The organism is Microcoleus sp. PH2017_35_SFW_U_B, assembly GCF_020737865.1.
Lineage (GTDB): Bacteria > Cyanobacteriota > Cyanobacteriia > Cyanobacteriales > Microcoleaceae > Microcoleus.
In genome coordinates, this window is sequence record NZ_JAEQDE010000062.1 from 23,193 (window position 1) to 38,904 (window position 15,712).

The window sequence follows — 15,712 nt, forward strand, 5'->3', positions numbered from 1 at the left end:
TTGTGCTGTATCTTACATTAATACTTTAACAGATATTATCAAGTTTTGTAAAGTTTATTAATTTTTTGAGGTTTTCTGGAAGCCGAACTCAGCGGGAAAGGGAGAGGGGAGAGAGGGGGAGAGGGGAGAGAGGGGGAGTGACTTCAGAAACCGGGTTTCTACTAAATTTTGCGACTGGGAACCAGAAATACACCTAGAAACCGGGTTTCTAGCCCCATGTGTAAGCCCTGAAAATGTCCGAAGTGTTACTGGAAAAACTCGATTTCAATCCGATCGCCCACTTTGACACCAAGTTCAGCAGCCCGGCCGCCCCGGATCTCGATCACTCGATCGACAGCAGTATCGGGCCCGTAGGTGGGACAAGGATCGGCTGTACAAGGAGGTGCCTCTGCTGCGATGGCTGTCACGACTCCATCCCGCAGAAAAATCATATCCAGAGAAATCTTGCAATTTTTCATCCAAAAATTGACCCAGCGCGCGGGTTTAAACTCAAACAGCATTCCTCTGTCATCGGCCAAAGAAGTTCTGTACATTAAACCCATAGCCTGTTGTTCGGATGTTTTGGCGACTTCAAGTTCGATCTGGCGATCGGCTATCCGAGCTCTAGCAGAAACAGGCAAAACTTGACCGGATGTTGTCGCCGTCGGAGACTGCGACGCCAAAGTACCAGTAACACCAGAATTTGCGACAGGTAAAGCCGGCGAACATCCAAGCAAAAATATAATTACCCCAATATTTAGGAAATTAGTTAAATAACTCATAAAGATTTTAGATTGGGAATGGGGAATTGGTAATGGGTAATTGGTAATGGGTAATTGGTAATTGGGAATTGGGAATTGGTAATTGGAATGGGACTTTTTAACAACTGTCAACTGACAACTGTCAACTGACAACTGTCAACTGTCAACTGACAACTGTCAACTGACAACTGTCAACTGACAACTGTCAACTGACAACTGTCAACTGACAACTGTCAACTGTCAACTGACTTCAAGCTTCGCGCATCACGTAACCAACACCGCGCACAGTCTGAATCAAGCGCTTTTCGCCCTCATCTTCAATTTTGAGACGCAGATAGCGGATGTAAACCTCAATCACATTCGACTCACCCAAAAAGTCGTAACCCCAAACATTCTCTAGAATTTGTTCGCGAGTCAAAACGTCGCGGGGATGTTCCATCAAATACTTTAGCAGTTCAAATTCCTTCATCGTCAGGTCGATCGCCCGTCCGTTGCGTAGAGCTCGCCTAGACGCCAAATCCAAAACTAAATCACCAAACCTCAGTTGTTCGCTGCTGGTGTTATCCGGCTGCAAATACAAGCGCACCAACTGCATAAACTCCTCAGTGCGGTAAGGTTTGAGAAAATAATCATCTGCGCCAGCTTCCAGACAAGCCACGCGATCGTCCACTGTATCGCGACCGATCAATAATAGCACTGGCGCCCGATTGCCACCACTTCGGAGGTGAGAACACAGCGACAGCCCCGATTCAGGGCCAAGTATGCGATCGATTACAATCAAAGCTGGCTGCAATTTATGGGCTAAATGTTGGCCTGTGGCGATACTAGAAGCTATTACTGGTTCGTAGCCGGAGGATTTTAAGTCTAGACTTAAGTGTCCGGCGAGAACTTCGTCTGTTTCTACTAGCAGGACACAGGGATTGCGATCGAGAGTGAGTGCAGCCATTGCATTGACCGATGTAGACCATACCAGTTCTAGCACGTCTCAGGGGACAGTTGACAGTTGACAGTTGACAGTTGACAGTTGTCAGTTGACAGTTGTCAGTTGACAGTTAGATGGAAAAATCATGAAATAAGCAAGATAAGCCAATGACAATTCCCAATTACCAATTACCAATTACCAATTACCAATTCCCAATTCCCAATTCCCAATTCCCAATTCCCAATTCCCAATTCCCAATTCCCAATTCCCAATTCCCAATTCCCAATGCCCAAATTCAATATTAAACTCAGAGGACTGAAGTCCTCACTACAAACCTAATTACCAATTACCCAATTCAACAATCCATGAGCCTCATTGTATTTGGCAGTATCAACATTGACCTCGCAGCAAAAACTCCCAGATTGCCGCAACCTGGGGAAACTATCATCGGTAGCAATTTTTTCACTGCCGGCGGCGGTAAAGGAGCAAATCAAGCCGTAGCAGCGTCGCGTCTTGGAACTTCGACTCACCTGATCGGGCGTGTGGGCAACGATAAATTTGCTGAAGAATTATTGACAAGTTTACAATCCTATGGTTTGAATACAGAAAATGTATTAATAGATAAAAGCACTCATTCAGGTGTGGCAATTATTGCCGTAGACGATAGCGGTCAAAATAATATTATTGTGATTCCGGGTGCAAATAATAATGTTGGTGATGCAGATATAGAACGTCTTAAAAAAGTGTTGTCTGAAGCTACATCTTTGCTGTTACAGTTAGAAATTCCGCTGAAATTTGTTCAAAAAGCTGCGAAAGTCGCCCGTGAATTGGGGGTGCGAGTGATTCTCGATCCGGCACCGGCTGCGGGGGATTTGCCGATCGACCTTTACCCGCTAATCGACATCATCACGCCGAATGAAGTGGAAGCTGGACAGTTATTCGGTTTTCCGGTGAATGACACAGAAACGGCGATTCGGGCAGCCAAACAGTTGCAGCAGCGCGGTGTCGAGAATGTTATTGTCAAATTGGGCGATCGCGGGGCGGTTGCTGTGACTGCGGATGAGAGCTTTTTTGTGCCTGCTTTTGCTGTGAGGGCGATCGACACAGTGGCTGCTGGCGACGCTTTTAACGGTGGGTTGGCTGCGGCGTTAGATGGCGGGCGATCGCTGTCGGAGGCGGTGGTGTGGGGCTGTGCAGCGGGTGCTCTGTGTGCAACTAAGGTGGGTGCTCAGGTTGCTATGCCCGATCGCACAACTTTTGATAAATTTTTGCAGCATAATTTAGCAGCAGAATTTAGATAAGACGGCGGTTGAAACCGCATCTACACAAACGATGTCCGCCTTCGCGGACTGAAGAGGATAACATAATTTTAACTGCCCACTCTTCAACCCGCGAAGGCGGGTTTTGCTTGTATAGACGCGGTTTCAACCGCCAAGTCTTCTTGAATTTGTAAGGTGCCCCGAAGCACAGCCTACTGTGGCCGCTGAATAATTGTTTCAACTACCCGGCGCTTGACTTTTGGATCGATACCAATCAGCCGCACGTATTCCCCGCCGTGTTCCGCCAAGCAAGTTTCTAAAGATGCAACCACATCTTTTTCCTGTGCCGTTTTAATTGTCGCACAACTTTGCCAGGAACCTGTTTTAAATCGGCGATTGTCTGCATATTCCATCCCTATTTTGCAGCCCCTTGCTAATAACTGTTGCACTTGTTCCAATACCTCGCCGCTCAGCCGCGCAGCTTTACTGTTACTAATAGTTGAAGTTGGCTCGACATAAGCCTTATAATATTTCGATGAGGGGTCGTTTTGTTGATTTTGTGTTGGCGCCACAGCCGGGACATTGACAGTTCCAGGAACGTTAAACAGCCGTGATTGGTTGTATTCATCTACCAAGCGCATTTCCTGTACCCGCTTTTGTTGACCAACCATTGAACTACCCATTTCTAATAAATGAGCGAGGCTGAAATTAGGGTTCGGGAAATCTGGCTGTGCTTCCAGAGTGTTGACTAAACGCTTGGAAACTTGCTCGATTCCTATCTTGTGGATGAATTCGCGGATTTGTTCGTCGTAAATGCGCGATCGCAAAGCGCTAAAAAAGTCGATCGCCTGATCTGCAAAATTATCTACCAAACCCACTATCTCGGTTTGTGACAAATTGTCAGACTCAAAAATTCCGCTGACAATCCCAATTTTATCATCCCGGCTGGGTTCCCAATAAAACTTTTCCATCCGCCCGTCGCGAATCAGCGGCGCGTAAAGCGTAGCAAAGTCATTTCCGGTGACAATAATCGGCACTCGGTGCAGTGGCGTGCTGTCATAACTTCCCGGTAACTGCACGTTAGTGGGATTGTCCGCAATATTCATCAGAGTGGCATTGACCATCTGAGTATTTACAGTATATTGAGTCGTAGTATCGAACCTGCCAGCACCGGCATCCAAATCGTTAATAAAAATTGCACACATCTCGCCCCGCACTCGAATTTGCTCCGCAGCTTCGCGGTAGCGCAAACGAATTAAACGCGCCGGATCTCCGGCATCGGGACTTTCTAATTCTCCACCAGATATCATCACCGGTTCAAAGCCCATTCGCCGAAAAACCAGTTCGGCTTGAAATGTTTTACCTTCTCCTTTGCGGCCGTGAATTCCCAAAATTAGGGGAACTCTTACCCCAGGCAAATTTAAAAAGTTCTTAGTGACGTGCACCGCAACTTTATCGAGAAAGTTAGGAGAAATGTAATAACTCATCAGTAGATTTGTGAGGGATTTATTGCTGTTACTGTTACAATTTTATGACAAAATTAACAGCCTGCAACGCGAAGCTGGATTTTTACCGTACAATCTAGTTCTACATATTATGTGTTAAGGAGCGATTCGTGAGTCCAGAAACCTTACTAAAAGAACCAAGCGTGCAAGCCGAAGCCAGTTTGTTCAGTTCTGAGGGCTTCGACAGTTATGTAATGACTACTTACGGGCGTTTTGCGATCGCCCTGGAACGAGGCCTCGGCTGTCGCGTTTGGGATACCGAGGGCCGCGAATATCTCGATTTTGTGGCGGGTATTGCTACCTGCACTCTGGGACACGCCCATCCGGCGATGGTGGCAGCGGTAACTCAGCAAATTCAGACGCTGCACCACGTTTCTAATCTTTACTACATCCCCGTACAGGGCGAGCTGGCAAAGTGGCTTGTAGATCATTCTTGCGCGGACAGAGCTTTCTTTTGCAACTCGGGTGCGGAAGCTAATGAAGCGGCGATTAAACTGGCGCGCAAGTACGCCCACGAACAATTAAATATCTCGAATCCGACCATAATTACTGCTGTTGCTAGTTTCCACGGGCGGACTTTGGCGACGATTACGGCGACGGGACAACCTAAATATCAGAAGGGTTTTAGTCCGTTGGTTCCTGGATTTCACTATGTTCCTTACAATGATATTAGTGCGATCGAACTGGCGATCGAGCAACTCGACAAAGATGAACGCCAAGTCGCTGCAATTATGCTGGAAGCGCTGCAAGGTGAAGGGGGAGTTCGTCCCGGAGATATCGCCTATTTCCAACGGATTCGGGAAATTTGCGACGAAAAAGGGATTTTGCTAATTCTCGACGAAGTGCAAGTCGGGATGGGACGCAGCGGTAAATATTGGGGTTACGAAAATCTCGGGATTGAACCGGATATCTTTACCTCTGCGAAGGGATTGGGCGGCGGTATTCCGATCGGCGCTATGCTGTGCAAGTCTCACTGCGATGTGTTTGAACCGGGAAGTCACGCGAGCACTTTTGGCGGCAATCCTTTTGCTTGTGCTGTCGCTTTGTGCGTGTGCCAAACTTTAGAACGGGAAAACCTGCTGGAAAACGTCCAACAGCGCGGAGCACAGTTGAAAGCTGGCCTCAACCAACTGGCGGCTGCATATCCGAATTTGATTGCTGAGGTGCGGGGCTGGGGCTTGATTGTCGGGCTGGAATTGCAGGCTGATATTGCACTGACATCGGCTGATATTGTTAAATCTGCGATCGCCGCTGGTGTGCTGTTGGTTCCCGCCGGGCCGAAGGTGTTGAGGTTTGTTCCACCTCTAATTGTTTCTGCTGCTGAAGTCGATCGGGCTTTGCTTGCCGTTGAGGAAGCGTTGCGCTCTCAAGCGGTACACTAAAATCTACTGGGTTGATTTTTGTGAGCTGTAGCGCTGCAACTGGCGCAATATGCAGAGGCGCTATTCCTGAGAAACCCGGTTTCTTAGCCTCCTGTCGTGTTCGATCATCGCAATCAGATGCGTTCGTAGTGCGGACTGAAGTCCGCAGCATCAGAGCGGACTTTCGGGCGCACTACAAACCGTTTTTGTTATGGTAATCGACCGGACATGATATCAGTCCCTATCAGGGTAAAAGTAAACCCGCCCCGCTGCAAGTCTGTCGGGGCGGGTTTTATCCAGTTTAGGACTTGCCCGGAAACCAGTTTTTTAGGCAAATACACTGCGCTGTGACGATGTGTATGCTGCAAAAACCGGGTTTTTTTAATACTTCTAGATAAGTCTTAAAGTTAATAGACTCCCGGTTGGGAATTTTTAACCGCTTTTGAATCCCGATCGACACAAAAAATATCTCAAGATAAAATTGAGTTTTATCCTCTACTCGAATATTGTCTGTGAAACCCGCCCCGAAACACTGACGACGCATTAGACCGGAATTTGGCTAAAGACAACGGGCACAATAATACTATTAGTGATTGTAGGTGCTAATCTCGCTATCAGCCTGTCTGTTGCCACTTGTGAATCCTGGTTTAACTGATTTCATCCTTTAAGGTCTATAATCCGTCGGAGACTCCTACCTCCGGTTCGAGAGCCAAATTGAAACAGTTCCTAATTTCATTGGCTGCACAGAAGCAGCAATCCTATCGTTAATAGTTCGGCGGAATGCACGATGGACGAACAGCGTCGCGAAACTGATGTTAATATGCTCCGAGCGCTGCTGGAAAATCCTGTGGACTCAGGAATAGATTTGATTTTGAGGACTGACTCAAAGTCGATCGACTTTGAGTTTGTGCAAATGCTTTACTTGGAAGAGCCGGCACTGACACGAGACAGCTTGCTCAAAGCTGCAAAATTCTTTCAAAGGACGATCGCACCCTTAGAATCTGCTAAGAGCAATGCTAAATTGCCCGGAACCGGGGCAGCATATCTGGCTTTTTTAGCAGAAGTATTGCAAGCAGTGGCGCGCAACCCTGATTCGCAGCACGTGTACGCGCTGCTGAGAAACAATTTAGACAAACTCGACCAGAATTTCGCAGATTTGCTGCGCCGCTGGGCAACTTTGGTACTCCCTACTGCCCCAGAATCAGAGGCGAGGCGCATTGCGGCCCTAATTGGCAATCTGAGCAACAAAATTGGGCGGTTTCCCCTCGGTAGCAAGGCGAATAACTTGGAAATCGAAATCGCCGGTTACGAAACCGTGGCTAAGGTGTTTACCCGCAAAGACTTTCCCCAAGAGTGGGCAGTCATGCAAAATAATCTGGGCAATGCTTATACCGATCGCCCCAAAGGCGATAAGGCTCAAAATATCGAACAAGCCATTGCTTGCTTTGCTAATGCCCTGCAAGTGCGAACTCGCGAACAGTACCCGGAACAGTGGGCGACGCTGCAAAACAATCTGGGAAACGCTTATAGCGAGCGCCTCAGGGGAGATGCGGCCGAAAATCTCGAAATTGCGATCGCCTGCTATCAAAACGCCCTACAAGTTCGCAACCGCGAGGGTTTCGGAGGAGATTGGGCAAGCACTCAAAACAATCTCGGCCGCGCTTACAGCCGCCGACTGCGGGGCGACAAAGCCCAAAATCTCGAACAGGCAGTCGTTTGCTACCACAATGCCTTGCAAGTCTACAACCGCAAGATGTTTCCCCGGCGCTGGGCGACGACTCAAAATAATTTAGCAAATGCTTACTATGATTTCCTGCGGGGGAATCGGGCAGAAAATCTCGAATACGCTGTCAACTGCTACCAGAGAGCTTTGCAAGTGCGGACTAAGGAAGCTTTTCCGCTGCAATGGGCGACGACTCAAAGGAATTTGGGCCGGGTGTTTATCGATCGAATTAAGGGCGAAGGAGTCGAAAATCTGGAAATGGCACTCACCTGCTTTCAAAATTCTTTGCAAGTCTACACTCGCATCAAATTTCCCGAAGCCTGGGGTTCGATCCAAACTTACCTCGGCAGGATCTACAGTCTGCGGGTGAAAGGGGAAAAAGCGGAAAATCTGGAAATGGCGATCGCCTGCTATCAAAATGCTTTGCTCTTTTGCAACCGCCAAAAAACTCCCGAACGCTGGGCAATGCTCTGTGCCTACCTCGGACGCGCTTTCAGCCAACACGTGAAAGGCGAAAAAAACCGCAATCTCAAAAGCGCGATCGCCTGTTATCAAAATGCAGCCCAAGTCTACACCAAACACGGATCTCCCCACCGCTGGGCCATGCTGCAAATTTATCTGGGCCGAGCTTTTTCGGAACTGACGGAGACGGAAAACTCGTCTCGCATCGAAAGCGCGATCGCCTGCTATCACAGTGCCGGCCAAATCTACACTCGCGAAACCTATCCCCACCGTTGGGCACAAATTTTATTTTATTTGGGTGAAGCTTACCGAAGGCGAGGCGAGTTGCTGCGCGCCTACGGCGTTTTTACTACTGCTGTCGATACTGTGGAGTTCTTGCGGAGCGAAGTTGGGGTTGATGCGGCCGATTTGGGCGATCGGGGAAGTAACTCAAAAGCCAAATTAGTCAGCACCTGGAGAGGACTCTATAAATCCCTCGTACAAGTTTGCCTAGAACTCGGCCCGGGCCAGCCGGAATATTACGCTAAAGCCCTGGAATACGCTGAACGCCACAAAAATCGGAATTTGGTAGAACTCCTGGTTAAATCCCCCCTGACCCCAAAAGGCGACATTCCGGCAGCGGTACGCAGCGAGTTGGAGTCATTGCAACTGGAAATAGCAAGGGAACAGCGGCAGCAACAACAGCGACAACCCGAACCCAGCACTAGCTTGATTTCTGAGGGCGACAGCCCTGGTTTGAACAGCGGTTCTCTGATGCCGAACTCCGATTTTATGCACTTAAATCAATTGTGGCGGCAGTTTGATGGGTTGATTGCGCGCGAGGTGCAGGCAAACGACCCTTTCTTCAGCTTAGCTCGCAAAGTTGAACCCATTACTTTCGAGCAAATTCGCCAATTGTTGCCTGATGCCAATTGTGCTGCTGTGGTGTGGGCGAGTTTGGAGGATTTGGTAGTGGCTTTTGTGGTGGTGAAGAGTGCAGAATATCCCGCCGTTCACCTCTGTGCGGCGGGAAATGCTTTAGCTGCCGAAACTTGGGCCGGAGAGTACCTCAGCGCTTATTCCGAGCAAAAAGGTCGCTGGATCAATCATCTCCCGGCTCGCCTCAAACGCTTGGCCGCGCTGTTGGAAATCGATCGAGTGGTGGCGCTGATTCCGGAAAATTGCGATCGGCTAATTGTGGTGCCGCACCGATTTTTGCACGCTTTGCCGCTCCATGCTTTGCCTTTGGGGGTGAGAGACGGGTTGGAGGACACCGGGGCAATTTTCAGGTCTCATGGCGGCGATCGCAGCGGTTTCGATCTGTTGGATACGCACAACAGTTCGGATTTTTCTCACAGTTCGTCCTTTGGGGAAATTTCACCTCCTCCTGCTTATTTGATCGATCGATTTGCCGGAGGAATTCGCTATGCTCCTAGCTGCCAGCTATTGCGGTTGAGACAAATCGCGCGCAGCGCAGCTATCGGCCGCTACAGACCGAATTTGCAGCACCTGTTGGCAGTTCCCACTTTCAGCAGAGATGCGCTTTACAGCAACCTGGAAATCGGCAATATTTCCCAGTGTTTTTCCAGTACAGAAATTTTGCGGCAGAAGCCAGCAATTAAAGAGGCTTTTTCTCGATCGATATCTGTAAATGATGGGAATTCATCCGCGAAAATAGGACAAGTGCAGCAGAAAAAATGCGCTCACTTTGCTTGTTTGAGCGTGCTTGATTTCGCTTTCCCGCTCAAATCAGGCGTATTTGTGAGAAATGATACTATGACTTTGGAGGAAATTTTTAATTTCGATTGTCGGCAATACTTTTTAGTTACTTTATCGGCTTGCGAAATTGCAGCAGGCTCAGTCAGCGGTACTGAAGATTTTGTCGGTTTGTCCGCGGGTTTGTTGTATGCTGGCACATCTAGTGTTGTCAGCAGCCTGTGGAAAGTGAATGATGTTTCAACGCTGCTGCTGACGAGCAAGTTTTATGAAAATCTCGGGCGTTTTCCTCGATTGCAAGTGGGAGATGTGGCGCGATCGCTTGCGGAGGCTCAAAGGTGGCTGCGGGATTTGACAGGCGAGGAATTGGAGGTGTTGCTGGCGGATTTTCAGCCTCAAATTTCGCAAATGTTCGATCGGCTTTCACAAAGTTCTCGCCTGATTGCTGAAGCATCTTTACAGCAAATTCGCAACCGCAAACCCTGTCCTTTTGCCAATCCTTATCACTGGGCAGCTTTTACTGCTGCTGGAGTTTAGTCAGTTGACAGTTGATAGTTGACAGTTGACAGTTGTCATTAATTATAGCCCAGATTCCGCAGATATTTAAACAGAATTGATGGTTGTCAAGTTGAAATATTCAAGCCTGAAATATTTATCCAGCAAGCATTTCAGGCTTTTTTGGTTAAAAAATATTGAGTCAGGATAAAAGAGGTAAAAACCATGAATGATCCTCAAGGAGCCATAACGCTCTTTCGTCACTTTCATGAGAGTAAATTCTCGAAGACACGACAGCAAAGGATCTCTTCCCAAACGATCCCAACAAAGGAAGGTGTTAGAAAATCGCTCCACAAAGCCATACTAGATAAGCATTATCAAATTATGGTCATATTTTTACTGTCTGAGAGTGATGAAGGAGCGATAACAGTCCTAAATTTAGGCTATTTAGGAATACTAGGGCGTCGGTTCAGTAAAAGAAATTGACACTCCTCGGCATAGTATGTATGTTGATGTAGACCTTGGTCCGGCGTTGCATGAGGACAAAAAAAATGGTTGGCGATCGCGATCTACTGTCGCCCTCATGCGAGAACCCCTACATAATACATATTTCGTTCTTTTTGTCAAAATATTCTACTGTACCGACGCTCTAGTATGAGAAATTAGGTTAAGAAATCAACAAATAAACCGACAATACGGTCGGTATTTCAGATGTTTTAAGCCGTACACTTAGTCAATCTAAATGGAGCCGAACAGGTGAGCAACTTAACAAAAAACAGGATATATTGCAATACCGTTTACTTAAGACCGCCCTGAGGGTAAAACCCTATGAGAAATAGATACGGAGATTGCTTTCCTTCGGATCGCGAAAGCTAACGTTCCTCTCTTCGGACTATTCTAAGTAAACCGTATTGGGATATATTGAATTATTTAGGAAACGTTTGCAGTGAATATTTTTTAATAGTTGAAGATGGATAAGGATGAAAATAAACCTGAGAATATAGTTGAATAAATCCCAATAATTAGCAAGGCAAAAATCATGTTGCCGGAATTGTGATATCTAATTTATGGCAAATTAGCTCAAAGATTCCACAAATGAATATATTAGGAAATATCTGTAAATTCAAAATTCTTGTATATCTCAAAAATCTGACAATAATGATACCAAAAGTAGACAAGGTAGGCGCAGATGTTTTTCATACAGTGAATATATGAAAAACCTTAATCATCAAAGCCAGAACTGCGGAATGTGGGCTGAAAACTCTTTCTTAAAAAAATAGGGCAAGCCTAAGCCCGCCCTACAAATCAGATTAAATCACTTTACACATTAATAAGTTTCAACGTGCCAGCGATGCTCTTTCTTCAACTGTTTTTGATAGCCAGCCCAGTCAATGCCGTGCTTGCTAGATGCAGCAGACATTCCCTCATCAATGCCGCCTTCCATGCCCTTCAAACCACAGATGTAAGTGTGAGTTTTCGGCTTTTGAACCAATTCCCACAGTTGGTCTGCGTTCTCTTGAATCCGGTTTTGAATATACATCTTACCGCCGTCAGCAGTCTTTTGCTCGCGGCTGATCGCATAAGTTAAGCGGAAATTATCGGGGAATTCGCGCTGCAATTGCTCCAATTCTTCTTTATAAAGAATGTTGGGAGTGTAAGCAACTCCAAAGAACAGCCAAGCTAAACCTTTGAACTTGTAACCAGGATTATTTTCTTTAAACATCCGCCACAAATAAGCGCGGAAAGGAGCAATACCCGTACCAGTAGCCATCATAATCACGGTGGCATCTTCGTCATCGGGTAACAACATTTCTTTCCCTACCGGGCCGGTGATTTTGACATCAGCCCCAGGTTCCAAACCTGTGAGAAAAGTCGAACAAACGCCGAATACTCTTTCGCCACTTTTCGGGTCATTGTACTCCAGCCGGCGAACGCACAAAGAGACAGTTTTGTCGTCGAGGTTGTCGCCGTGACGGGTAGAGGCGATCGAGTAAAGTCGAATTTTGTGAGGTTTACCGTTTTTATCGGTTCCATCGGGAATAATCCCGATACTTTGACCTTCTAGATAGTGCAAATTGCCACCAGAAATGTCGAAAGTGACGTGACGAACTGTGCCGTCGCCGCCTTCTCTGACCATTTCTTCTGTAGAGATGCACTTACCAATATAGGGATTGGCCGGTTTGTAGAGGTTAACAGGAACCTGAACTTTTTCCTTTGCTTGAGTCATGGGCTTAGTTTTTTCTCCAGATTTCTGACTCTGTAGCCCTGCTTCTGGTGCGACTTTGCCATTAGTAGTTTCGGGAGCGCCGTTTGAGGGGCGGATGCTGACGATTTTGCCACCCATGCGAGCAATTCTGCGCATTTCCTGATTCATGCGATCGTAAGGCACGGAGATAAACACGCTGCCGCTACGGCGAATCGGGTGATTTGTTTCGTCAGTTGCTTTGCTCTGACGCATACCCTCCACTTCGTAAACAAAGATGCGGCTGCCTGATTCTGAGTTGGCCGCTACACCAGATATGCTTGGGCTGTACATTTGTTGCTTGTCCTTCACGATACAGAGTTATAAAGAAAGAGAATGTGACGTTAGACTCAATTTACTTTTTTCTTAAGGCCACCTGGACTAATTTGCCCGCGCGAATCTTTGGGCATTGCCGCGCAGGCGGGAGTGTCAAGTTGAGATCGCTCTGCCTCTAATTCCCGATTAGCCGATCGCCGCCCTTGGTCTCGCCCGGCTGCATTCAGGTGTTGACCTATAGCTATTGTTGTCTGCGTACTGCCAATATTTTACCCGATCGGGGGATCTGCCCCGATAACTCGTTCTGATTTGGGGAGAGGGGGAGAGGGGGAGAGGGGAATACGGCTCAAGAAATATACAATTTAAATGCTGTCTTGCTGAAAGTAGGATTTAGCTAAATGACGTTGAGCTTGTAGGGGGCGGACGCATTCTGGTAAGATTAACCACTAAAGTTAGTATTAATTTCTTGCCTTGAAGATTGCTTGGGTCTTCCCGGACAGGCAGTCAACTGACTGCTGTATGCTGGTTAGTCCTCGATCCTCTCGGGGTAGCAAACCCGCAGAAAGCCTGCTTGTAGCTACCTGCGGGCTGAAATTTTTTGGAATCTAGACTTCAGTTACTTAGTAAACAGTGATTTTGTTAGAGGGAAACTATGACCAGTAAGCCGGATCGCGTGGTTTTAATTGGCGTTGCCGGAGACTCCGGCTGCGGAAAATCTACTTTTTTGCGCCGATTGACAGATTTGTTCGGGGAGGATTTCGTGACTGTAATCTGCCTTGACGACTATCATTGTCTCGATCGCAAGCAACGCAAGGAAACAGGGATTACCGCCCTTGACCCCAGAGCGAACAATTTTGACCTGATGGCCGAGCAAATGAAAGCGCTCAAAGAAGGTCGGGGAATAGACAAGCCGATTTACAACCACGAAACCGGTCTGCTCGATCCTCCTGAGCGGGTAGAGCCGAATCACGTGATTGTGATTGAGGGGTTGCACCCCCTTTACGACGAGCGAGTGAGAAATCTCATCGACTTCAGCGTCTACCTCGACATCAGCGACGAAGTAAAAATTGCTTGGAAAATCCAGCGCGACATGGCGGAACGGGGCCACCGTTACGAAGACGTGCTGTTTGCGATCAATGCTCGCAAACCAGATTTCACAGCGTACATCGACCCACAAAAGCAATATGCTGACGTGGTAATTCAAGTATTGCCGACTAACTTGATCAAAGATGACAAAGAACGGAAGGTTCTGCGCGTCCAAATGATCCAGCGCGAAGGTATCGCCAACTTTGAACCTGCGTATTTGTTTGACGAAGGTTCGACAATTAACTGGATTCCTTGCGGCCGCAAACTGACTTGTTCCTATCCCGGAATTAAGATGTACTACGGCCCAGATGCTTTCTACGGCCACGAAGTCTCGATTTTGGAAGTAGACGGTCAGTTCGAGAATCTCGAAGAAGTGATTTACATCGAAAGCCACTTGAGCAAGACTTCTGCGAAATACGAAGGCGAGTTGACTCACCTGTTACTCCAACACCGCGAATATCCTGGTTCCAACAATGGAACTGGTTTATTCCAAGTATTGGTGGGATTGAAGATGCGGGCGACTTACGAAAAGTTGACTGCAAAAGAATCAAAAGTTGCTGTTAGTGTTTAGAACTCTGACTTGACATCCACCCCGACCTGAAGGTGCGGGGATTCCCAATCATCGCTAATTGGGTTTCTGCTTCATAGCACCAGCCTTCCGAGACTTACTCTCTTCGGGTCTTACAGTTGCTCCGCAGACTGAAACGGCTAGCCCAGCCGCCAAAATGTTCTTTGCAGCATTGATGTCACGATCGTGGTTTGTCCCGCACTTGGGACACTCCCACTCGCGAATATTCAACGGCAATTTCTCAACAATGTGACCGCAGTTTCCACAGCGCTTAGAGCTGGGAAACCAGCGGTCTATTTTTATTAATTCACGCCCGTACCAATCGCATTTGTAACTTAGCTGGCGAATCAATTCACCCCAACTAGCATCGCTGATGGCAAGAGCTAACTTATGGTTTTTCACCATATTCTTGACAGCCAAATCCTCAACTACAATCGTTTGGTTTTCACGAACGAGTTGAGTCGTTAGCTTGTGCAAGAAATCTTTACGCACATCGACTATCTGTGCGTGGACTTTTGCCACCTGTCTCCGGGCTTTTTCCCGATTGTTGCTTCCCTTTTGCTTGCGTGCTAACGTTTTTTGCTTTCTTTTTAACTTTTTGCGAAGTCTCTTAAAGTGTTTGGGATTGGCGATTTTATCGCCGTCGCTAGTAGCAATCAAACTCGTAATCCCCACATCCAATCCGATAGTTTTATCTGTTTTTGGAAATGGTTGGATTTTATAGTCGTCTACTAATATGGATACAAACCAAAGCCCAGCAGGCGTTAATTTCACTGTAATCGTAGACGGAATGCACCCTTGGGGAATTTGTTTGCTCCAGCGGATAGGTAGTGGCTCGTTACATTTAGCCAAAAATACCTGTCCGTTTTTCCAGCGGAAGGCAGATTTGGTAAATTCAGCACTGCCACCGTTATGCTTTTTCTTGAAATTAGGATATTTGGCTCGTCCTGCAAAGAAGTTGGTGAACGCTGTCTGAAGGTGGCGCAAGCCTTGTTGAAGAGGTACGCAGCTAACTTCATTCAAGAAATCAAGTTCTTCCTCTTTCTTCCAGTTCGTCAGCATAGAGGAAGTTTCGCTGTAGCCAACTCTTTCTTGGCGTTCGTACCAAGATTCCGTGCGGTAAGTCAAAGCCTTGTTGTACACTAGCCGGGTACAGCCCATTGTCCGTCGCAAGAGGTTTTCTTGCTCGCTGGTGGGATAGAATCGGTAGCGATAGGCTTTTTCCATATCTTCACAGCCTAACACGTCTTTTGTGATATTAGCTCTGTGTTGTATGTTTTGGCTCTCCAGAACTTATGGTGATAATTTTATCTAATGCAAGAAACAAGCTAATACGCGATTTCTAAAATTATCAAAATTAGAAAAGCCATACCCTTGT

The 15,712-nt window shown here is 47.1% G+C and carries 10 protein-coding genes; 4 read left to right on the top strand and 6 right to left on the bottom strand.

Annotation, left to right across the window (positions count from 1 at the left end):
* Positions 1–245: 245 nt before the first annotated feature.
* Together JGK36_RS17700 and nblR are read right to left on the bottom strand one after the other, a co-directional pair.
* On the bottom strand, positions 246–761 hold the full coding sequence (locus JGK36_RS17700) for a DUF192 domain-containing protein (RefSeq protein WP_293174386.1): 516 nt from the start codon (positions 759–761) through the stop codon (positions 246–248).
* 229 nt (positions 762–990) lie between these two features.
* Positions 991–1,686: a response regulator transcription factor NblR gene (gene nblR, locus JGK36_RS17705; protein WP_293174270.1), complete on the bottom strand. Its 696-nt coding sequence runs from the start codon at positions 1,684–1,686 to the stop codon at positions 991–993.
* 341 nt (positions 1,687–2,027) lie between these two features.
* On the opposite strand from nblR, the gene rbsK reads away from it, so the two are divergent.
* On the top strand, positions 2,028–2,963 hold the full coding sequence (rbsK, locus tag JGK36_RS17710; protein WP_293197157.1) for a ribokinase: 936 nt from the start codon (positions 2,028–2,030) through the stop codon (positions 2,961–2,963).
* Between the two features lie 170 nt (positions 2,964–3,133).
* Here the strand turns inward: rbsK and JGK36_RS17715 are convergent, their stop codons facing one another.
* Positions 3,134–4,408, bottom strand: a complete 1,275-nt coding sequence (locus JGK36_RS17715) for a ribulose bisphosphate carboxylase small subunit (protein ID WP_293174274.1) — start codon at positions 4,406–4,408, stop codon at positions 3,134–3,136.
* A gap of 128 nt (positions 4,409–4,536) precedes the next feature.
* Here JGK36_RS17715 and JGK36_RS17720 point away from each other — a divergent pair, with 128 nt between their 5' ends.
* Positions 4,537–5,808: an aspartate aminotransferase family protein gene (locus JGK36_RS17720; RefSeq protein ID WP_293174276.1), complete on the top strand. Its 1,272-nt coding sequence runs from the start codon at positions 4,537–4,539 to the stop codon at positions 5,806–5,808.
* Positions 5,809–6,088: 280 nt separating this feature from the next.
* Here the strand turns inward: JGK36_RS17720 and JGK36_RS17725 are convergent, their stop codons facing one another.
* Positions 6,089–6,331, bottom strand: coding sequence for a hypothetical protein (locus JGK36_RS17725; protein ID WP_293174278.1), 243 nt, complete (start codon positions 6,329–6,331; stop codon positions 6,089–6,091).
* Between the two features lie 243 nt (positions 6,332–6,574).
* Here JGK36_RS17725 and JGK36_RS17730 point away from each other — a divergent pair, with 243 nt between their 5' ends.
* The gene (locus tag JGK36_RS17730; protein ID WP_293174280.1) at positions 6,575–10,204 is read left to right on the top strand and encodes a CHAT domain-containing protein; all 3,630 of its coding nucleotides are present in this window, start codon (positions 6,575–6,577) and stop codon (positions 10,202–10,204) included.
* Positions 10,205–11,489: 1,285 nt separating this feature from the next.
* Here the strand turns inward: JGK36_RS17730 and petH are convergent.
* A complete protein-coding gene (gene petH / locus JGK36_RS17735) occupies positions 11,490–12,698 on the bottom strand; it encodes a ferredoxin--NADP reductase (protein WP_293174283.1) in 1,209 nt (402 codons plus the stop codon).
* Between the two features lie 634 nt (positions 12,699–13,332).
* Between petH and JGK36_RS17740 the strand changes: the two genes are divergently transcribed.
* A complete protein-coding gene (locus JGK36_RS17740; protein WP_293174286.1) occupies positions 13,333–14,337 on the top strand; it encodes a phosphoribulokinase in 1,005 nt (334 codons plus the stop codon).
* A gap of 54 nt (positions 14,338–14,391) precedes the next feature.
* Here the strand turns inward: JGK36_RS17740 and JGK36_RS17745 are convergent, their stop codons facing one another.
* Complete coding sequence (locus JGK36_RS17745) at positions 14,392–15,561, bottom strand: RNA-guided endonuclease TnpB family protein (protein WP_293174389.1); 1,170 nt, start codon at positions 15,559–15,561, stop codon at positions 14,392–14,394.
* Between the last annotated feature and the right edge of the window lie 151 nt (positions 15,562–15,712).

Excerpts from the sequence above, each read along its gene's own strand:
- rbsK (WP_293197157.1), top strand. The coding sequence starts at position 2,028 with ATGAGCCTCATTGTATTTGGCAGTATCAACATTGACCTCGCAGCAAAA.
- petH (WP_293174283.1), bottom strand. The coding sequence starts at position 12,698 with ATGTACAGCCCAAGCATATCTGGTGTAGCGGCCAACTCAGAATCAGGC.
- JGK36_RS17740 (WP_293174286.1), top strand. The coding sequence starts at position 13,333 with ATGACCAGTAAGCCGGATCGCGTGGTTTTAATTGGCGTTGCCGGAGAC.
- JGK36_RS17715 (WP_293174274.1), bottom strand. The coding sequence starts at position 4,408 with ATGAGTTATTACATTTCTCCTAACTTTCTCGATAAAGTTGCGGTGCAC.
- JGK36_RS17700 (WP_293174386.1), bottom strand. The coding sequence starts at position 761 with ATGAGTTATTTAACTAATTTCCTAAATATTGGGGTAATTATATTTTTG.
- JGK36_RS17745 (WP_293174389.1), bottom strand. The coding sequence starts at position 15,561 with ATGGAAAAAGCCTATCGCTACCGATTCTATCCCACCAGCGAGCAAGAA.
- nblR (WP_293174270.1), bottom strand. The coding sequence starts at position 1,686 with ATGGCTGCACTCACTCTCGATCGCAATCCCTGTGTCCTGCTAGTAGAA.
- JGK36_RS17725 (WP_293174278.1), bottom strand. The coding sequence starts at position 6,331 with ATGCGTCGTCAGTGTTTCGGGGCGGGTTTCACAGACAATATTCGAGTA.
- JGK36_RS17730 (WP_293174280.1), top strand. The coding sequence starts at position 6,575 with ATGGACGAACAGCGTCGCGAAACTGATGTTAATATGCTCCGAGCGCTG.